At 64.7% G+C, this 18,265-nt stretch carries 18 protein-coding genes; 10 read left to right on the top strand and 8 right to left on the bottom strand.

Annotated elements, in window-relative coordinates; genetic code table 11:
• Positions 1-45: 45 nt before the first annotated feature.
• Positions 46-1,584, top strand: a complete 1,539-nt coding sequence (locus tag NX778_RS05200) for an asparagine synthase-related protein (protein WP_258810601.1) — start codon at positions 46-48, stop codon at positions 1,582-1,584.
• A 6-nt stretch (positions 1,585-1,590) separates the two neighbouring features.
• Here the strand turns inward: NX778_RS05200 and NX778_RS05195 are convergent, their stop codons facing one another.
• Positions 1,591-2,760: a glycosyltransferase gene (locus NX778_RS05195; RefSeq protein ID WP_258810600.1), complete on the bottom strand. Its 1,170-nt coding sequence runs from the start codon at positions 2,758-2,760 to the stop codon at positions 1,591-1,593.
• A gap of 255 nt (positions 2,761-3,015) precedes the next feature.
• On the opposite strand from NX778_RS05195, the gene NX778_RS05190 reads away from it, so the two are divergent.
• The 4 genes from NX778_RS05190 (at position 3,016) to pnuC (ending at position 6,684) form a co-directional block, all read left to right on the top strand.
• Positions 3,016-3,738 (top strand): N-acyl amino acid synthase FeeM domain-containing protein, encoded by a 723-nt coding sequence (locus tag NX778_RS05190; RefSeq protein WP_258810599.1) that lies wholly within the window; start codon positions 3,016-3,018, stop codon positions 3,736-3,738.
• Positions 3,735-5,384 carry an FAD-binding oxidoreductase gene (locus NX778_RS05185; protein ID WP_258810598.1) on the top strand — a complete coding sequence of 550 codons (1,650 nt, stop codon included), beginning with the start codon at positions 3,735-3,737 and terminating at the stop codon, positions 5,382-5,384. The genes NX778_RS05190 and NX778_RS05185 overlap by 4 nt, the downstream gene beginning before the upstream one ends.
• A 108-nt stretch (positions 5,385-5,492) precedes the next feature.
• A complete protein-coding gene (locus NX778_RS05180) occupies positions 5,493-5,984 on the top strand; it encodes a pyridoxamine 5'-phosphate oxidase family protein (protein WP_258810597.1) in 492 nt (163 codons plus the stop codon).
• Between the two features lie 109 nt (positions 5,985-6,093).
• A complete protein-coding gene (gene pnuC / locus NX778_RS05175; protein ID WP_258810596.1) occupies positions 6,094-6,684 on the top strand; it encodes a nicotinamide riboside transporter PnuC in 591 nt (196 codons plus the stop codon).
• A gap of 161 nt (positions 6,685-6,845) precedes the next feature.
• On the opposite strand, the gene NX778_RS05170 is transcribed toward pnuC, so the two are convergent.
• The gene (locus NX778_RS05170) at positions 6,846-7,220 is read right to left on the bottom strand and encodes a hypothetical protein (RefSeq protein WP_258810595.1); all 375 of its coding nucleotides are present in this window, start codon (positions 7,218-7,220) and stop codon (positions 6,846-6,848) included.
• A gap of 647 nt (positions 7,221-7,867) precedes the next feature.
• Between NX778_RS05170 and NX778_RS05165 the strand changes: the two genes are divergently transcribed.
• On the top strand, positions 7,868-8,239 hold the full coding sequence (locus tag NX778_RS05165) for a four-helix bundle copper-binding protein (protein WP_258810594.1): 372 nt from the start codon (positions 7,868-7,870) through the stop codon (positions 8,237-8,239).
• A 41-nt stretch (positions 8,240-8,280) separates the two neighbouring features.
• Here the strand turns inward: NX778_RS05165 and NX778_RS05160 are convergent, their stop codons facing one another.
• The gene (locus NX778_RS05160; protein ID WP_258810593.1) at positions 8,281-9,012 is read right to left on the bottom strand and encodes a lipid-binding SYLF domain-containing protein; all 732 of its coding nucleotides are present in this window, start codon (positions 9,010-9,012) and stop codon (positions 8,281-8,283) included.
• An 80-nt stretch (positions 9,013-9,092) separates the two neighbouring features.
• On the opposite strand from NX778_RS05160, the gene NX778_RS05155 reads away from it, so the two are divergent.
• Entirely contained in the window at positions 9,093-9,599 is a 507-nt protein-coding gene (locus NX778_RS05155) for a DUF2784 domain-containing protein (protein ID WP_307727907.1), read from the top strand.
• Here the strand turns inward: NX778_RS05155 and NX778_RS05150 are convergent.
• The 4 genes from NX778_RS05150 to NX778_RS05135 all read right to left on the bottom strand — a co-directional run bounded on the left by NX778_RS05150 (position 9,557) and on the right by NX778_RS05135 (position 15,047).
• Positions 9,557-9,835: a hypothetical protein gene (locus NX778_RS05150; protein WP_258810592.1), complete on the bottom strand. Its 279-nt coding sequence runs from the start codon at positions 9,833-9,835 to the stop codon at positions 9,557-9,559. The two genes, NX778_RS05155 and NX778_RS05150, sit on opposite strands and share 43 nt — an antisense overlap.
• A gap of 136 nt (positions 9,836-9,971) precedes the next feature.
• On the bottom strand, positions 9,972-12,161 hold the full coding sequence (locus tag NX778_RS05145; protein WP_258810591.1) for a hybrid sensor histidine kinase/response regulator: 2,190 nt from the start codon (positions 12,159-12,161) through the stop codon (positions 9,972-9,974).
• 191 nt (positions 12,162-12,352) lie between these two features.
• Entirely contained in the window at positions 12,353-13,960 is a 1,608-nt protein-coding gene (locus tag NX778_RS05140) for a hypothetical protein (RefSeq protein WP_258810590.1), read from the bottom strand.
• 172 nt (positions 13,961-14,132) lie between these two features.
• Positions 14,133-15,047: a LysR family transcriptional regulator gene (locus NX778_RS05135; protein WP_258810589.1), complete on the bottom strand. Its 915-nt coding sequence runs from the start codon at positions 15,045-15,047 to the stop codon at positions 14,133-14,135.
• Positions 15,048-15,148: 101 nt separating this feature from the next.
• On the opposite strand from NX778_RS05135, the gene NX778_RS05130 reads away from it, so the two are divergent.
• From NX778_RS05130 to NX778_RS05120, 3 genes are all read left to right on the top strand, one after another.
• On the top strand, positions 15,149-15,790 hold the full coding sequence (locus tag NX778_RS05130; protein WP_258810588.1) for an NAD(P)-dependent oxidoreductase: 642 nt from the start codon (positions 15,149-15,151) through the stop codon (positions 15,788-15,790).
• Between the two features lie 118 nt (positions 15,791-15,908).
• Entirely contained in the window at positions 15,909-17,204 is a 1,296-nt protein-coding gene (locus NX778_RS05125) for a hypothetical protein (RefSeq protein ID WP_258810587.1), read from the top strand.
• 61 nt (positions 17,205-17,265) lie between these two features.
• Positions 17,266-17,532, top strand: coding sequence for a ubiquitin carboxyl-terminal hydrolase 14 (locus NX778_RS05120; RefSeq protein ID WP_258810586.1), 267 nt, complete (start codon positions 17,266-17,268; stop codon positions 17,530-17,532).
• 57 nt (positions 17,533-17,589) lie between these two features.
• On the opposite strand, the gene NX778_RS05115 is transcribed toward NX778_RS05120, so the two are convergent.
• Positions 17,590-18,156 carry a Dps family protein gene (locus tag NX778_RS05115; RefSeq protein WP_258810585.1) on the bottom strand — a complete coding sequence of 189 codons (567 nt, stop codon included), beginning with the start codon at positions 18,154-18,156 and terminating at the stop codon, positions 17,590-17,592.
• Positions 18,157-18,265 lie beyond the last annotated feature (109 nt).

Raw genomic sequence — 18,265 nt, 5'->3', positions numbered from 1 at the left:
AGGCCTGCGCCGGGCTGGCCGGGCGGTTCGCCTTCGCCTTGATCGATGAACGGCGCGGCGACACTGCTGGCGGTGGATCGCTGCGCGACCCGGCCGCTGTATTACCAGCTGGTCGGTCACACGCTGGTGTTCGCCAGCTCGGTCGATGCGCTGGTGCTGCATCCCGGGGCGGGCCGCGAGGTGGATCCGCAGGCCCTGTACAACTACCTGTACTTCCATGCGGTGCCGGGCTCGATCTATCGCGGGCACAAGCGTCTCGCGCCGGGCGAGTACATTCACATCCAGCAGTCGGGGCGGCTCGACCGCGGGCGTTACTGGCGGCTGCGCTTCCAGGAACGGCAACCGCCCGTGCGCCCGGATCTGAAGCACGAGTTGGTGGATACGGCGAAGCACGCGGTCGAAGCCTGCCTTGGACAGCAGCGCACCGGGGTGATGCTCGGCGGCGGCCCGGCCAGCGCGGCGCTGGCGGCCATCGCGCAACGCATCGGCAGCGAGCGGGTGCGCACCTATGCGGTGGGTTTTGGCGACAGCGGCCGCGCCGGGCTCGACCAGGTCCACCAGGCGGCGCGCCTGATCGGCACGGCGCATCACGAACGCGTCATCGGGCCGGCCGATGCCGCCGATGCCATCGTGCGGCTCGCGGCTGCCTGCGACCAGCCTTGTGGCGACCCGGCGGCGCTGGCGGCTTACCATTGCGCGCTGCTGGCCCGCGAGAGCGGCGCCCAGCGCCTGCTGTCCGGCGTCGGCGCCGCCGAACTGTTCGGCAGGCGCGCCTGCTACACCCGGCAACTGCGCTTCGCCCGCTATGAGCGCCTGCCGTCCGCCCTGCGCCAGCTGCTGATCGAGCCGCTGCTGTTCCAGCTGGCGCGGCGGGTGCGGCACGGCCCGCTGGCGGCGGCGCGCGAATTCGTGCGGCAGTCGATGATGCCGGTGCCGGCCAGGCTGCATCGGCTCCAGCTATTGAGCCGCTACCCGGCCGATGAAGTGTTCGCGCGCGACTTCCTGATGCTGGTCGACCCGACCGCGCCGCCGGCCAGCCTTGAGCAGGCCTGGTGGCTTACCCAGGCGCGCGATCCGGTCAACCGGATGCTCGCGCTGGACCTCTTGTACCGGGTCGGCGAGCGCGCGCTGCCGGCACTGGACCGCGCGCTCGACATGGCCGGCGTGGGCGCGCAATTCCCGTGGCTGGACGATGCGATGGTGGCGTTCGCCGCCCGGCTCGATCCGGCGTGCAAAGTGGCGGGCCCGGACGCGCTGTTCGCGTCCGCGCTGCAGTCCGTCCTGCCGCGGCGGGTCGCGCGAGCTCACGGCTGCGGGCTGACTCCGCCCATCGGACGCTGGTTGCTGGGTAACGCCAGGCTCAAGGCGCTGGCCTTCGACAACCTGTCGGCATTGCGGCGGCGCGGGATCATCCGCGCGTCCTTTGCCGACCAGCTCATGTCGCGCCGGCTGGCGGAGGATCCGCATCGGCACGGGCGCATGGTGTGGCTGCTGATGATGCTGGAGCTGTGGTTCGCCGAGCGCAAGTCGGCAGCGCCGGCCATCGCGGCCCATGTTCGCAGCGCCGAGGAGATCAGGGGTTAGCGCGGCTCAGGCCGGCTTGCGGACGGCGGCCTCACGCTGGCGGGTGAGCCCGTCGTACACCGCCAGGTAGCTGCGCGCCATCGCGGGAAGGCTGTGGCGGGCGATGACCTGGCTGCGCGCACGCGCGCCGTGGCGCGCGCCCATCTCCGGAATGCGGCAATAGTCCGCGATCGCGGCCGCCATCAGGTCCGGCGAGAGCGACGGCACGAGGATGCCGGTGAAGCCCGGATGGACCAGTCCCGTGTGGGCGGCGATGTCGGTGGCGACCACCGGCAGGCCGGTCGCCATTGCCTCCAGCAGCGTGGCGGATCCGGTGGCAGAAAGCGACGGCAGCACGAACAGGTCCATGGCCCGCAACAGCTGCGGGATATCGCTGCGATCCCCCGGTAGCCACGCACGGTGCGCGGCGCCGGCGCGGTTGAGCATGGACTGGCACTCGGCGCGGCAGGGGCCGTCGCCAATGATCATCAGCCTGAGCTTCTGATGCGCCGCGTGGGGCGAGGCGATCAGGCGCAGGAAGGCCTCGACCAGCGTCGAGTGGCTGTGGGCGGCATCCATCTGGCCGATGCTGCCGATGACAAATGCGCTGTCATGCATGAAGCCGTCGGGCCCGATGGCGGCCGGCGGGCCGAGGCGCGGATGAAACTGCACGCTGTCCACGCCATTGGAGATGTGCGACACGCGCGCCGGCTCGGCGCCGACCTGTTCAATAAGCCAGTGCTCGAGCTCCGGACTGACCGCGACGAAATGGCCAACGAGGGGCCGCAGCAGGCGGCGCAGCCAGCGGTGGCCGGGGCGCAGGCCCTCGGCCCGCTCGCGGCCGTGCTCGGCATGCACGCGCAGCTTGACTCCGGCCAGCGCCGCGATCATCTGCCCGCGCAGGCCGCTCAGGTTGCGTGTGTGAACCACGTCGGGCTGCAGCGCGCGCAAGGCCTTGTACAGCAGCAGATCGTGGCTGAGGCCGTTACCGGATTGGTGCAGCCGGATGATGTCGACGCCGCGCTCGCGCCCGGCTGCCTGCGTGTCCGTGCTGTCGTGCAGGCAGACGATGGCATGGCGGTAGCGTTCCGGCGGCATGTGCGCGATCAGGCTGACCAGTCCATTGCCGGTGTTGGCGGGTTCCAGCTGGTTGACGAGGTGGACGACGAGGGGCGGCTGGTGGACGGTATCGGGCATGTGCTCTCCGTGTGCTGGCCCTCAGCCGCGGATGGCTGAGCGACGATTATATGGCCGCGCAATCGGCACATTGTGGGACTTGGTCGCGCGCTTGACGCCGATCAAAGGCGCGCCGCAAGCACGCACTTCTTGCGGCAAATTTTCCGCGTGCTTGACGCATATCCAGACGGCAAACGGAACGCCATTCTTGCCGGAACTGGGCAGCCAGAGGATCAGTCTGAGCTGACATCAAGCCACCCAAAGGAGGAAGTCGACATGCTGGTTGAGCCGCCCCCGATCGTTTCGTTTCAAGCCGCCGCAGCCATGGCGGAAGTAGCCCATGCCAACGCGTGCGCAATCAATATCCGTATCGCCAGCTCGGCTGAATGCCACGCGGCGGCCGGCGCACTGATCCACAAGATGTATGCGTGGCGCGGCTACGCACTAGACAGCGGCGCGGCCAACGCGGCGAACATGATGACGCTGTTTGCCGAAGCGAACGGCGCGCTGCTCGGAACGATGAGCCTCTGGTTCGACCTGCATGGCACCCTGCCGGCGGATGAACTTTACAAGGACCGGCTGGACCAGCTGCGGCGCCAGGGAAGGCGGCTGTGCGAGCCTTCACGGCTGGCGATCGACCCTGGGCTGCCGAAGCGGGTCTTCGCGGCACTGATCCACGTTTCGTACATCCACGCCCATCATCTGCATGGATACTCGGATTACGTGATCGAGGTGAATCCGCGCCACGTGGCCTTCTACAAACGGATGCTTGGCTTTGCCGACCTCGGCGCCGAACTCGCCTGCGCACGGGTGGGCGCCCCGGCAGTCTTGCTACGGCTGCCACTGGAATACATGGGCGAGCAGATCCGACGATGGGGCGGCCAGCTGGACCAAGGCAGTGCGGCGAAGTCCTTCTACCCGTACTTTTTTGCGCAGCGCGAGGAGGCGGCGATCGTCGGCAGGCTCGCGGGCTCGTGTGCGCAGGGGAGCGCGGCATGAGGGCGGCAGCCAGTACCATCGACGAGCTGCCGTCACTCCTTGCGCAGATTGCCCACGTGGCCGGCCATGCCAACCTCCTCACCGACGCGGCGACGCTCGCGCGTTACGCGATGAGCACCGCGTCCCGGCCCGTGGCGCCCCTCGCCGTGGTCCGGCCCGGCACCACTGGCGAGGTCGCGGCGCTGGCGCGGCTGGCTTCGCGCCACCGGGTCCCGATCTATCCGGTGAGCACCGGGCGCAACTGGGGCTACGGCGACGCCTGCGCGCCTGCATCGGGTCAGGTCCTGCTCGACCTGTCGCGCATGAACCGCATCATCGAGGTCGACCGCGAGCTGGCGTACGCGGTTATCGAGCCCGGGGTCACGCAGCAGCAGCTGTCGGACTTCCTGCGCGACCAAGGAACGGGGCTTTGGTGCGACTGTACTGGCGCCGGACCGGATACCAGCTTTGTCGGGAATATCCTCGAGCGGGGCTTTGGCCATTCGCCGTACGGAAACCGCTTGCAGCATGTCGCCGGGATGCAGGTAGTGCTGGCCAGCGGCGAAGTGCTCGAAACAGGATTCGGTCACTTTCCCAATGCGCGCGCCCGGCATGTGTTTCCGTATGGCGTGGGACCATTCCTTGATGGCTTGTTCACCCAGTCGAACTTTGGCATCGTGACACGCATCGGATTGTGGCTGATGCCCCAGGCGGCGTGCGTGAACCATTTCCTATGCAGCGTGTCGCGTCATGGGGATGTCGCCGCCCTCGTCGATGCGCTGCGTCCGCTACGGCTCGACGGAACGCTGCGCAGCATCGTCCATATCGGCAACGATTTGCGCGTGCTGTCGGGTGGTCGGCACTTCCCGCGCGACCTGGTCGCGGACGGCTCATGCTTGCCCGATGACTTGCGAAGATCAATGTGCGATGAGGGCGGGATCCGGCCGTGGACCGCGTCCGGGGCGCTGTACGGTACAGCGCGGCAGGTAGCGGCCGCCAGGGCGGCGCTGCGGCGCGCGTTGGCGCGCATTGGGGTGCGCCCGACCTTCATTACGGCTGGCAAGCTGAAGGTAGCGGCGCACATCGCCCGTCTGCTCGGACCGGCGTCGACCGCTCGCCGCTTGCGTGCCCGGGTGGCGCTAGGCGAGGCACTGCTTGCGATCAACCGGGGCGAGCCGAACGGGCGCTTCCTGGCCGGGGCCTACTGGCGCCGGCGCAGCGGCATGCCGGACGGTTTTCCCACGAATGCCGATCCGGCGCGCGACAATTGCGGGCTCATGTGGATTTCGCCTGTGCTGCCGATGCGCGGCGCGGATCTGCTGGCTGTGCACGGGTTGGCGGAACCGGTGTTTCGGCGCCACCGGTTCGACTTGTTTGCGACCTTCAGCATGATCACCGAACGCGCCCTGGGCGGCGTGCTCACTGTGGCCTACGATAAGGAGGACCCGGACGAGCTGGCGCGCGCGCAGGCCTGTTACCGCGAAGTGTTCGCGCGAATGATGGAGGCGGGCTACATCCCCTACCGGGTCGGGAACCACTCGATGCGAGAGCTCGATCCGGGCGACGACGTCTTTTGGAAAACGGTGGCGACGATCAAGACGGCGCTCGATCCGGCGGGTGTGATTGCCCCCGGACGATATGAGCCTGCGCGGGTGCGGTCGGCATAGCGCCCGCTTTGGCGCGTCGCCGGAGCAAAGGCGCCAGTGTTCGCTCGCGCACTGTGTGCCCGGTGCGCCGGGAATACGATGGAATCCTTCCACCAAGGAGATAGCAGCATGACCAACTCCGCGCATCTGGCCGAACTGGCCGACCGCATCCGCCCGATTCGCTTTGCCATGTTCACGACCATCGACGCCAACGGCCACCTGGTCAGCCAACCGATGACGGTGCAGAAGACCGACGATAGCGGCATCTGGTTCTACACCTCGACCCTGACCGGCTTGTGGGAGAACATCGCGGCAACGCCACAGGTCAACCTGAGCTTCACGCAGCCGGACGACAATCTGTTCGTCTCCATCAGCGGCGAGGGGTTCAGGGTGGTGGACCGTGCGCTGATCCACGCTATGTGGAACACCATGGTGCAAGCCTGGTTCCCAGCCGGACCGGAAGATGAGCACGCGGTCCTGGTGCGTGTCGAGCCGCGCGCGGCCGAGTACTGGGATTCGGACGAGAGCAAGATGGTCAGGCTGTTTCATTACGCGAAAGCGGCGATGACGGGCGAACGTCCCGAGACCGATCCTGGCGAGCACGGGAAGATCTCGCTCTGACGAAGCCCTCGCCACCAGCGTTGCTTGCGGAAAGGTTCCCGGCTAGGTAGAGTGTCCCCTTCGATCGCTGGGAGCGGGACATGATGCTGGCAAGGCAGGGCAGGGCGGAATGACGACACTGGAAGTGGCGGCCAACGCCTTCACGGCACTCGCGATCGTCCTCGCGGGACGGAACAGCATGCATACCTGGTGGACCGGGATCGTTGGCTGCGGCCTGTTTGCGATCGTGTTCGCCAGCAGCAAGCTGTATGCGGACGTGGTGCTGCAGGTGTTCTTCATCGCCACCAGCATCCTTGGCTGGTGGAAGTGGCTGCGCGGCGGCGACGCAGGCGCTAACCTGCCGGTGACCCATGCCAGCCTGGCCAGCATCCTGTGGACCGTACCGATCGGCCTCCTGGCGACCGCGGGCTACGCGGCTTTGTTGCATCACTACACCGACGCCTACGCGCCACTGTTCGATTCCGCAGTCCTCGTGTTCAGTGTCATCGGGCAGATCATGATGATGCAGCGCCGCGTGGAAAACTGGGCGTTCTGGGTGCTGGTGAATACGATCGCCGCGCCGCTGTACTACAGCCGCGGCCTGCAACTGACGGCCTTGCTCTACGCCGGGTTCTGGATCAACGCAGTGGTATCGTGGATAGCGTGGCGCCGCCTGGCCGCCGCACCCCTTGAAGCCGAAGCAGCGCTCGATCCTTGTTAACTAACAAAACCACGTCGTCCCCGCGCAGGCGGGGACCCATGCCGAGCTTGCCGGCCCGCGGCCGATGAGATTTCGTGCCGGCGCACCCTGTCCATGGTGAAAATCGTTTCCGGCATTGCCTGAAACGACAAGTCAGGAGTAAGGGCTGGAGTTGGTGGACCTTACTCGCGCCTTCCAGCCTCGAGGTCCTCTTCGTTCTGGTTGGCTCCAGTCTCCGGCGTGCCCAAGCCTGTCCCCGTCCCGCCAGCCTGTTCGCTCCGCGTATCCTGAAATCCCCTCGCTCCTGAATCCGCCGTGTTTTCGCGTGTCGGCGCGCGATGCGGGTCGGCGGTCTGCGCCTCGGTATCGCCTTCTTGCGGCAAACAAGCGTTGTCGTCTGTCATTCCACTGCCGCCGCTGCCACCTGTCTCGGCCATCGACTCATGGGTCAGCGTCGATCCGGCCTCGCCGCTGGTGCGGTGTCCGACGCTACTCGTCGTGCTGGCAGAGCTGTGTGGGGAATTTCCGGTGCTGCCTTCGCCTTGATCTGATTTCATGATCCCTCCCGCGCGTTGACGAGGCCCATTATGCGCCCGGCTGGCCGGTCCCGGCAGTCGGCGCGCGATGCATGCGCGCGTAGGACGATGTCCCTTGTCCAGCAGGTGCGAAATCCGCCTGAATCGTGTGGCCTGTGCATCTGCTCCTGTGCTACGGTCAGGGCATGACTCATCTCTTATTACCTTGTGCTGTGCTGGCCGCCACGATGGCACTGGCACTTCCAGCGCACGCCTCCGAGAACGCCTGCCCGGCAGGCCAGGTGCTGGCAGCTCCTGACGCCCGGCCCCATTCGGCTCAAGGATCAAGTGGTCGCGGCATGCCGCGCGTCCGCGTGACGCGCCCGCGTTGCGTCCCGGCCAAGCCGCGCAAATCATGCGCTGACGACTGCTCTTGCGAAACGGGGCGCGCCGCCAGCACCAACCCGCCGCCGTCCCGCCAGACCGAGGCCGCATTCGGGGAAGTGCCGGTGGCTGCGGTGGTGCCGCCTTCCATGCCGTACCCGGACCAGGTTCCCGCCGGACCATCGAAGCAAGCTCAGCGCCACCAATCCGGCTGCGGCGTTCGCCCGGCGTCATAACGCATAGTGGCGCCCGTTGCGCGTTCGCCCGTGTTCCCATCGAAGACAAATTCAGAAAGCGGAGATCCCATGAATGACAACCCGTACGCGTCCTGTATCGAAGCCTGCACCGATTGCGCGGAAGCTTGCGACACCTGCGTCGCGGCCTGCCTGCGCGAGGATGACGTCAAGGCGATGACCCGTTGCATCGGTCTCGATATCGACTGCGCACAATTATGCCGACTGGCGGTGGGCGCGATGACGCGCAGCAGCGAAGCCGCTGAAGCAATTTGCAATGCCTGCGCTGAGGTCTGCGACATGTGCGCCGACGAATGCGCAAAACATTCAATGCAGCACTGCCAGGACTGCGCGGCAGCATGCCGGCGTTGCGCCGCCGAATGCCGCAAGATGAGCGGCCCGGGCGGCCAACGCGCCCGCGTCACCTCAGCAACCGCCCACTGACGGGCAGTTTTCGGCTGGAACGTGGCGGCCGGCGCAGTACGCTAGGGCTTGTAAGCGCCCGCGCTGGACAGCGCCTGCCTCAAGGCGTCCGACTGCGGATTGCTGACCTTGCCCGACAAGACGTCCTGCGCCGTTGCGGCCTTGCCGTAGTAGGCCTGCGTGGCCTTCTGGTTGAAGTGCACATCGTTGATCGCAAGCGTGGCCACATTGCCGAACAGTCCTTCGGAGCCGCTCCACGCGATCACATCGCTCATGCCAGCCTGTCCGGCCGCCTCACGACTCCACTTGACGACCGTGATGCCGAGATCCGCACTCAAGTTGAAACTGTTCTTTTCACGGAAGGCACTGACGGCCTTGTCATTGCGCATGATGAGCGTGATCGGACCACCTTCCGCGCCGGCTTGCAGGCCGATGCTGATTCCGCCCGTGTTGAAGAATGCCGGTTGGCTCCATGACCCGTCGGGCAAGTGAGCGAGGAATACGCCCGCGCCACCGGAAGCACCGAGCCCCAGCGCGGCACGCCCGTACCGCGGGAGGATATAGACGCCTTTCGCCTGCGCCAGCTCCTGGCTGAGACCGGGATCACTGGTCATGCGGCGCACCACGCCGGCGGCCTCGCTCACGTGCTTTTGCGCTGTTGCTGCATTGCTGCCGCCGGCGGCATGTGCAGGCTTGCTGTCGGATTGCGCCAAGGCCGGAGCCCCAACGCCGGCGAGCCCGACAAGAAAAAACGCGGACGCCAAAGTCCGCAAAGTGCTGATTACGGCCAGCATGTTCGTTCTCCTCTGTGTGCAGCCTCTGGCGCGTCTCGCCGATCGAGGCTACGACAATAGAGTGCCGAGACGCGGCGCCCTTGATCCCGCTCAGTCGTGTGCGCACCGCTGGCGAGGACACCGCCAGCACATTCGCCAGCGCCACACTGATAGACTGGTGTTTTCCATTTCGCCAGCCAGACATGGAATACCGCATTGCAGCGGCGGGAGTGCTGCTGCTTCACTTTGGTTTCATGGTGTTTGTCGTCGCCGGTGCGGTGCTGGCCTTGCGCCGGCGCTGGGTGATCGCCGTGCACCTGCCGGCTGCCGTGTGGGGATTCTGGGTCGAGGCGGGCGGCATCGCGTGCCCGCTGACTTACCTCGAGAACTGGCTGCGCATCCGCGGCGGCGAGGCTGGATACAGTGAAGGGTTCGTCGAACATTACCTGCTCGCCGCGATTTATCCTGAATGGCTGACCCGTAACACGCAGCACCTGCTGGCAGCATTCGTCCTGCTGGTGAACGTTTGCCTCTACGTCTCCGTCCTGCGCCACTGGGCGCGCCATCACACGGGCAGCTCCGAAGTGCCGCCGGCGGAGGAACCGTAATTCTGCAGCTCACCGAAAGGCAAGCGACGTTCATTCAGCGCCGCAAGGATGGCGTGCAGTTGTTCGTCGTTGGGCACGATATAGACCATCGCCTGGTCGATTTCGTCGCTCCAGCGGTGGCCATAGGGCACGGCATCTTCGCGCATGATCTTGGCGACAAAGCTGCCGTCGCGCAGTTCGCCGAACAGGGTGACCATCGGCGTATCGGGTGTTGTGTTCTTGACGGTCATGCTCATCGTAGCGCTCCTGTCTGATCGAATCGACTGGCCCTGCGCGCGTGGCAGCGGTGCCGGTGCCCCATTCATCTTGGCAGGAAATCCGATTCGATGGCGCGGCCTTGCCGGCCAGCATACAGGTGCGCCGCTTCGCGCTTCAGACCCGGTCCTGCCGTTCCGGCAACGCAAGATCCGGCAGGATCGCACCGATCGCCCCGAGCGTCACCGGCTTGGTCAGGTGATGCTCGAAGCCCGCTTCACGGCCTTGCTCGCGGTCACGCGGCGCGCCCCAGCCGGTCAAGGCGACCAGCCGGAGATTGTCCAGCGCGGGATTGGCGCGGAGGGCGCGCGCGACGTCGTAGCCGCTCATGTCGGGGAGGCCGATGTCCAGGAAGGCGATGTCAGGGCTCATGCGGGTGGCCAGTTCGATCGCCTCGCGTCCGGTGTGCGCAAGCGCCACCGTGTGGCCCGCCATCTCCAGCAATGTGCCGAGGGTCAGGGCGGCGTCCTCGTTGTCGTCCAGGATCAGCACCCGCTTCACATCCGCCAGTGGGGTAGCCATGTCCTCCTGTGGCCCCGCTCCGCCGTCCCAGTCCACCAGCGGCAGGCGGATCGTGAAGGTGCTGCCGTATCCAATGCCGGGACTCTCGGCGGACAAGCTGCCGCCATGCATCTGGACCAGTTGCCGCGCGATCGACAAGCCCACGCCGATGCCGCCCTTGCGGCGGTCGCGTGCGGTCGGCGCCTGCGAGAACAGGTCGAAGATGTGCGGCAGCATCTCGCGGTCGATGCCGATCCCGTTGTCGCTGACCCGAATCACTGCCTCCTTGTCTTCACGCTGGGCCGAGATACCCACGGCGCCACCGTCCGGCGTGTACTTCGCCCCATTGTTCAGGAGGTTGCCGACCACCTGTGCCAGCCGGACCAGGTCGCCATTGACCAGCAGCGGCTCGGCCGGCAACGACACGTCCAGGCGGTGCCCGGAGGCCTCGATGTGCGGGCGGCTGGTCTCGAGCGCGCTTTCGATGACGTCGCGCAGGGGCACGGCGGCCAGCTGCAGGTCGAGCTTGCCCGAACTGATGCGCGACACGTCCAGCAGGTCGTCGATCAGCCGCACCAGGTGCGCCAGCTGGCGGCTCATGATGTCGCGCGTGCGCACCAGCGGCGGCGGAAACGCCGGATTCAGCTTCATCAGTTCGAGGCCGGCCTGGATCGGGGCGAGCGGATTGCGCAACTCGTGCGCCAGCGTGGCGATGAATTCGTCCTTGCGGCGATTGCCTTCCTTCAGCTCCTGCTCAAGTCGCAGGCGCTTGTCGATATTGGTATCGGTGCCGAACCAGTGCCGCACCTTGCCCTCCGCATCGAGGATCGGCAGGGCGCGGACGAGGAACCACTGGAAACTGCCGTCGGCCGCCCGCAAGGGGAAAATATCTTCCCACGGCGAACCGGTCTCGACCGCATGGCGCAGGCCGGCCTCGACCCGCTCGTGATGGGACGGATGGCTGTTTGCGGTCCGCCACTGTTCGCCGAGATCGCTTGCGCGGTCCAGCCCGGTGTACTGGTACCAGCGGCGATTGAACCACTGGAACTTGCCTTCCGGCGAGAGGGTCCAGGCGTGCTGACTGATGTTATCGGCCAGCATTTCAAACGCTTCATGCTGGCGCACCAGGGCGTTCTGGGCCCGGCGTGAGGTCGCGAACAACACTGCGAGCGTGATCAGCGCGAGGCAGCAAGCCAGCGTGTTCGACCACAGCGCCTGGCGTGCCGCTTTCTGGTGCTTTTGCTCGCTTGCATTGAGCTGGCGGCGCTCCTCGGCGCGCAAATTGGTCAAGGCGATCCGCAGAGCGTCCATGATGCGCTTGCCGCGGTCTTCGCGCATCGTGGACACGGCCTCGTCCAGGTGGCCGAAGCGGCGCAGCTCGATCGTCGCCGCCATATCGTCGAGCTTGGCGTGGGCAAGGGTCTCGACCCGCTGCAGCATTTCGGCCTCGGCCGGGGTGGCGGGCGGCAGGGCATGGGTATCCGCCAGCAGCTTGTCGATCGAGGGACGCCGGATGTAGGCCACCGGGCCGCTGCCGGTTGCTGCATGGTAGGGTTCGAGAAAGGAGTCGTCGCCGGTCAGCAGGTAGCCGCGCTCGGCGGTTTCCGCATCGGCCATGCTGGTTTCGATTTCAGTCAGGCGCGCCAGCACTTGGTTGGCACGCATTACGGCGTGGGCGGTCTGTTCCTGCGTGCGGGCGTTGAGCAGGGCGATGACGCCGCTGGCGATAATCACCACCACGGTGATCGCGTAGGCGGACGCAAGACTCCATCGTCGGCGCGCTAACGTCTGTTCGGTCGAAAGCATGACAAACCCCGGCTGGCATCCGCAGACTCGTGGGGGAAGTCTACTTGTTCCAGAAAAATTGCGCCACACGACGCGAGAGCAGGCGGTGATTCTACCTCAGCCGTGTGGCAGGCCGCAGGGGCCGCGGCGAAATCCCGGAAAGGGGGGCGGTGCCGGGAGGGCGGGCACCGCGGACGGCAAGCAGACGTCAACTACTGGCAACCAGCAATCTTGAACGATGCGATTCGCGTGCTCCAGTTGAAGGTCCCGTTCGCTTGCAGGTATTCATTGGTGTACCAGAACGTGCAGTCATCGACCGGGTCGAGCGCCATGGCCGAGTAATCGCCCCAACGGTTCAGGTTGTTCAGCTGTGAACCAGTCCCCTGAAGCATCACGGTCTCGTTCGACAGCGTATTGAGCTGATCGGTCTTCAGGCGCGTGGCAAAGCGGATACCCGGGTGCAGCGACGAGCTCGAGGTGCTGTAGCCGAGCGCGATATTGCCCATCTTGTCCATCGCGATGCTGCCCATCCAGCGGAACGTCGAGTCCGGCGCAAACGTGGATTGCTGGTACACGGTCGGCGTGTTGGCCGACAGGTTGCGCAGCTCATACCAGCGCACGGCGGCGTAGGTATTCTTGCGCGAGGCGCCGACGGCGACCGAATGGTTGACCACCAGCGACTCGTAGGTCCCGAAATTGCGGTAGGCCAGGCGATACATCAGGCGGTCGGCCAGCGAGTCCAGTTGCTCGGACGTGCCGGCCTGCGGAACGCAAGAGCCGCCGCCGCAAGCGGCATTGAAGGCCGCGACCGGGACCGAGGCCGCCGCACTCAAGGTGGAATTGGCCGGGTTCGCCCAGTCAACGTGCATCTTCCAGAAGTTCAGCGAGGAGCTGCCTTTGCTCAGCATGTAGTTGGGAGAGCCCGCCGACGGCAACGTGGCCCCATCGAGATCGGCCGGGAGCACGCCGCCGTAGCTGGTCGACAGCTGGAAGCACTGCTGGGTTGCCGGGGCGCCGTTCAGCATGCTGTTGCGGTCGTAGGCGCACAGGCGCGCACCCGCGAACGAGTTTCCTTTGAACATGTTGAACGTGACGTAGTAGGCGTCGGGCCAGACGCCGGCTTTCGGATAATCCGGGAAGTTGGTGTATTGGAAGGCGTAGCGATTCCAGGCGCCGGTCGCGTCCGAGGTCTGCGAGACCGCGACGCATTGATAATAGGGGCCGCCCGACGGCAACGCGAACTGCGTCATCACCCAGCGGTTGGCGATGCGGTCGTACTTCACGATCGGGTCGCCGTCATTGTGCGTCTCGCAGGGGCCGCCGAAGCCGGTCCACAGCGTGTTGCCGGCAACCGGGCCATACACCACCTTGCCGGTCGTCTTGTCGAACACGGCGAAGGCTTCGTTGACCCACTGTACGTACTGGGTTGCGCCGACGGCGCCGTTGGTGTCCGGCGGGGCCGAATCGACGGTATAGGTGCCTTGCGGGCCGGTGAAGCCGTTGCCCACGCCGTCGAATCCCAGGCCGGCGATCGTCGATGCGCCGCCCGTCACCGGTGCGGTCTGCGCCACCGCATCCTGCACGAAGCCTGGAGCGTCGATCAGGGGAATCTTCTTCCATTCCTTGACATGCTTGCTGCCGCTAAAGTCGTCCGGCTTGGGCATCAGCCCACGCAGGCTGGGCAAATGGTCGTGGGTAATGGCTGCGGAGACTTCAGCGCCGGCCATCGCGGCGTTATCGCTGGTGGCGTGGGCGGTGAAGGGTAGCAGGGATGCGGCACAGGCCGCCAGAAACAAGACGCGGTGGGAAACGAAGCGCATGAATTCCTCCATCGAGTATGGGAGAAAGACCGGCAGCCGGCGTCTCGCTAATCCCTGCGGGAGGAGGTCAAACGGTCTCCGCTGTTAAGCTTGCAGAGCTAGTGTAAGCAAAAGAACATGAACCCATCATGACAGTTCAATTAAAGTGCGCAGGCATTGGCGGAAGATCAGACTAGGCAGACTGCTGCTGAGCCAGAAATTCTTGGTAGAAGCGGACGAAGGCGCGTGCTTTCGGCGCCACATGACGGCCCGGCGGGAACACGGCATACAGCCCGCCCGTGGCCGCTTGCCAGTCGGGAAGCAGCCGCACCAGGCGGCCTGCGGCCAGCTCGGGCGCGCTGCTGAACTGGTCCAGCACGGTGAGTCCCGCGCCATGCAGGACCAGCGCGCGTAGCGAGGACGCCGAGTCGGCCTTCATGCGCGCCTTGAGGTGCACCGTTCGCTCCTCGCCCTCGTTCGAGCTGAAGGTCCAGGTCAGGGGCGTGCGCAGCAAGGTCAGCGCGACCCAGTCGTGGCTGGCAAGATCCAGCGGAGATTGCGGTGTGCCGGCGCGCCGCAGATAGTCCGGCGACGCCACCAGGTATTGCTGGAATTCCCCGAGCTTCACGGCGCGTTGGGATGAATCGCGCAGCCAGCCCATGCGGATTGCGACATCGATGCCCTCCGCCACCAGGTCCGAGATACGGTCGCTGGTGCGCAGGTCGATCTGCAATTTCGGGTGCAAGACGGCGAAACGGGCGAGGGCGGGGGCCAGCATCTGGACCGCGTGGTCCACCGGGGCGGTCACGCGCAAGGTGCCGGTCAACTGGTCCGGGCTCACATGAAGTCCGTCGACGGCGGCCTGGAGTTGTTCAAGCAGCGGCTTGGACTGCTGGTGCAAGGATTCACCCGCCTCCGTCAGCGCCACTTTGCGGGTGGTGCGCGAGAACAGGGCGACACCAAGTTGTGCCTCCAGCCGCGCAATTTCCAGACTCACTTTGGCCGGCGCGACGTTCAGCCGCTCGGCAGCCGCGGTAAAGCCGCCCATGTCCGCCACTGCACTGAAGACCAGCAGGTCATTGAGATTGATGTGGCCGGGAATTGCCATCGATTGATTGGAAATTCGAATTAATCATTTGCGGACTCTACCATTTATCGCAATAACCGGACAGGTCAGAATGGTGCATCTCCACTCACCAAGGAATTGACATGAAAATCGCAATCATCGGCGCCACCGGCTATGTGGGCTCGAAACTGCTGGCGGAAGCACTGGCCCGCAAACACGAAGTGACCGCGCTCGTTTCGCGCCCGGAACGCATTCCCGCCGGCTCGACAGCGCGTGCTGAAAAAACCGATGTGCTCGACACCGCTGCGTTGGCGTCACAGCTCCAGGGCCAGGACGTCGTCATCACCGCCTTCAGTGGTCATGCCCAAGGCGATCAGACGTATGACTACTACGTGCGGGGCATCAAGTCCATCATCGCCGCCGCAAAGCAGGCACACGTAAAACGTTTGCTGGTGGTGGGCGGCGCGGGCAGCCTGGAAGTGGCGCCCGGCGTGCAAGCCGTCGACACGCCGGAATTCCCGGCTGAATGGAAACAGAGCGCGCTCGGTGCGCGCGAGGCGCTGAACCTGCTGCGTCAGGAACAAGAGCTCAACTGGAGCATGCTCAGCCCGGCGGCTTACCTGGTGCCTGGCGAACGCACCGGAAAATTCCGCCTTGGCCGGGACCAGATGCTGGTGGATGCGAAAGGTGAAAGCCGGATCTCGGTGGAGGACTATGCGGTCGCCATGTTGAACGAGGCCGAGCAGGAACAGCATTCGCGTAGCCGATTCACTGCGGCTTATTGAAACACGCTGCGGTTTGATCGAAAAATCCTGAGGAAGGATCGATCCGGCTCGTCCTAATCAATAGGGCGATGCCGGACGAAGAGCCGGCGCTCATCTTATCCTTTGGAGGAAATCGATCTTGAAGTTGTATGCACACTCGCGCTGCCTGCTTATTGCTCTCCTGTGCGCCGCGCACGGACCTACATTCGCACAAACCGTGGCTTTTCCCGGCGCGGAAGGCTTCGGCGCGCTGGCCAGCGGCGGACGTGGCAAACCCGCTGTCGTGGTGACGAACCTGGATGATGATGGACCAGGTTCGTTCCGCCAGGCCGTTAGCCACGATGGCGCCACCGTCGTATTCAACACCGCGGGCGTCATCCACCTCAAATCGAATCTCCGGCTGGCGAGCGACCTGACCATCGCCGGCCAGACGGCGCCCGGCAGCGGGATTACCATCGCCGACGCGAAGGTCTCGATGACGGACGCGCACAACATCATCATCCGATACATGCGCTTTCGCGGAGGTATTGCGGAATCGAAGGGAAGCAGTTCGCTCGCCCTGGCCAATGCCAGCAAGGTGATGGTCGATCACGTGTCTATCGAATGGGGACGCTGGGACAACATCCAGACCAACGGCAATACCTATTCCACGATCCAGAATTCGATCATAGGGCAGGGGATTGTGCCGCAGCGCTTCGGCTGCCTGTGCGAGAGCGACTATCTCACGCTCAGCCACAACCTCTGGATCGACAACAAGAGCCGCAACCCCAAAGGCAAAGGCCATATCCAGTACGTCAACAACGTGGTGTATAACTGGGGCGTGACCGGCTACGTCGGCGGCCATAGCGCCAGCGATCATTATGCTGACCTTATCGGCAATTACTTCATTGCCGGGCCGGAGTCCAATCAGAATTTCATCGGCCAGTTCGCTAAGACCGACCATATCTACGCGCAGGGAAATTTCTACGATGGCGAGCGGAATGGCAAACTCGATGGCCGGCCGGTCGTTGCCGACGAATTCGATCGCGCGGGCGCGCATGTGATCGCGCAGCCGACCTTGAAGCCCGACATCGCGGTGCACGTCGAGTCAACAGCGGATCTCGTCCAACTGGTCGCCGCGAATGCAGGCCACAATATGTGCCGGGATGCCGTCGACCAGCACCTGATCGACGAATTGCTCAGTTTCGGCGCGGCCGGTAAATTCATCAAGGATGAGACCGAGGTCGGTGGATTACCCGCGCAGATCAAAGGCATTGCGCCCAAGGACACGGATGGCGACGGGATTCCTGACGACTGGGAACGCAGCCATGGCCTGGATCCGCACGACGCTTCCGATGGTCCGGCCATTGATAAGAGGACCGGATACAGCCATCTTGAACTCTATCTGAACGAACTCGCTGGAGGCCGGCCTGTCAGCTGCAAGGCACCGTCTTGACATTTGCGTTGCAAGGGAATGTACTGGTTCCTAAGCGCTTGCCATAAAACCGGAGGAGCAAATGTCAGCCACTTGCACACATCTGGACCAGATTTTGACCCACACTCCCAATTCGACGGGTTGTGAGGAATGCTTGCGTATGGGCGACACCTGGGTTCATCTGCGTTTGTGCCTTACGTGCGGCCATGTCGGGTGCTGTGACGATTCAAAAAACAAGCACGCGCGCCAGCATTTTCATGAGACCAAGCACCCGATCATCCGTTCAATCGAGCCTGGTGAAACGTGGGGCTGGTGCTACATCGATCAGCGCTATTTTCAGAAGCTTTAATTCGCAATGATCAAACGAGGGGCTGCCGCTCTGTGGCGGCATGCCCCTGCGGCGATATCAGGCCGAAGGATCGGCTGACGGAAGGTCTCCAAGCTCCGAGTGGCGCGACAAATGCTGGACGATGAACCAGCATTGCAGCTCATTGGTGCGGACGACTTCGCTGACGATCAGGTCGTTCGTACCGTCATCGCCGGCATCGCTGGCTTCACGCGCCAGCGGGCGGGCGTCCAGCAGGACAGTCTCGTGGCCATTGGCGAGGCGATCCAATTGGGCGCGCGCCGATTCGCGTCCGCGCGGAGCACGGGCGATCGACGATTCGCTGACCACATCACCTGGAAGCGCAATGGTCACGCCGCCCAAGGTCTGGATGCGTTCCGCGATCGAATCCATCAGCGCCGCTTGCTCGCCGTAGTGCTTGTCAAAGAGTAGATGAAGCTCGTAGAAGGTAGCGCCGGCGGTTTGCCAGTGGGCTTTCTTGTACGAGTCGCGCATGGCCATGGTATGGGCCAGCAGACGATTCAGGGCGCGCACGCTCTTTGCACGGACCTCGGCACTTAGACCGATGCGGACAGGTGCCAGCGAACCGAAGTCCTGGACGATACTTTCTGCTTTTTTGTCAGTCATGATCAACCTCGTCTCATCAGGGTTTTGAGGGAACTGCGGAGCTTTTTTAACGACAGCGTTTTCAGGACGCTACACCGATCATCGCTTAATTGGCGCGCGCCTCATGCAT

The sequence above is a fragment of the Massilia terrae genome, assembly GCF_024753145.1.
GTDB classification, from domain to species: Bacteria; Pseudomonadota; Gammaproteobacteria; order Burkholderiales; family Burkholderiaceae_D; genus Telluria; species Telluria terrae.
The sequence above is the reverse complement of the archived record's forward strand: the minus strand, read 5'-3'. Positions and strand labels throughout refer to the sequence as shown.

Coding starts and splice junctions, on each gene's coding strand:
- NX778_RS05200 (WP_258810601.1), top strand. CDS start 46: ATGAACGGCGCGGCGACACTGCTGGCGGTGGATCGCTGCGCGACCCGG.
- NX778_RS05195 (WP_258810600.1), bottom strand. CDS start 2,760: ATGCCCGATACCGTCCACCAGCCGCCCCTCGTCGTCCACCTCGTCAAC.
- NX778_RS05190 (WP_258810599.1), top strand. CDS start 3,016: ATGCTGGTTGAGCCGCCCCCGATCGTTTCGTTTCAAGCCGCCGCAGCC.
- NX778_RS05185 (WP_258810598.1), top strand. CDS start 3,735: ATGAGGGCGGCAGCCAGTACCATCGACGAGCTGCCGTCACTCCTTGCG.
- NX778_RS05180 (WP_258810597.1), top strand. CDS start 5,493: ATGACCAACTCCGCGCATCTGGCCGAACTGGCCGACCGCATCCGCCCG.
- pnuC (WP_258810596.1), top strand. CDS start 6,094: ATGACGACACTGGAAGTGGCGGCCAACGCCTTCACGGCACTCGCGATC.
- NX778_RS05170 (WP_258810595.1), bottom strand. CDS start 7,220: ATGAAATCAGATCAAGGCGAAGGCAGCACCGGAAATTCCCCACACAGC.
- NX778_RS05165 (WP_258810594.1), top strand. CDS start 7,868: ATGAATGACAACCCGTACGCGTCCTGTATCGAAGCCTGCACCGATTGC.
- NX778_RS05160 (WP_258810593.1), bottom strand. CDS start 9,012: ATGCTGGCCGTAATCAGCACTTTGCGGACTTTGGCGTCCGCGTTTTTT.
- NX778_RS05150 (WP_258810592.1), bottom strand. CDS start 9,835: ATGAGCATGACCGTCAAGAACACAACACCCGATACGCCGATGGTCACC.
- NX778_RS05145 (WP_258810591.1), bottom strand. CDS start 12,161: ATGCTTTCGACCGAACAGACGTTAGCGCGCCGACGATGGAGTCTTGCG.
- NX778_RS05140 (WP_258810590.1), bottom strand. CDS start 13,960: ATGCGCTTCGTTTCCCACCGCGTCTTGTTTCTGGCGGCCTGTGCCGCA.
- NX778_RS05135 (WP_258810589.1), bottom strand. CDS start 15,047: ATGGCAATTCCCGGCCACATCAATCTCAATGACCTGCTGGTCTTCAGT.
- NX778_RS05130 (WP_258810588.1), top strand. CDS start 15,149: ATGAAAATCGCAATCATCGGCGCCACCGGCTATGTGGGCTCGAAACTG.
- NX778_RS05120 (WP_258810586.1), top strand. CDS start 17,266: ATGTCAGCCACTTGCACACATCTGGACCAGATTTTGACCCACACTCCC.
- NX778_RS05115 (WP_258810585.1), bottom strand. CDS start 18,156: ATGACTGACAAAAAAGCAGAAAGTATCGTCCAGGACTTCGGTTCGCTG.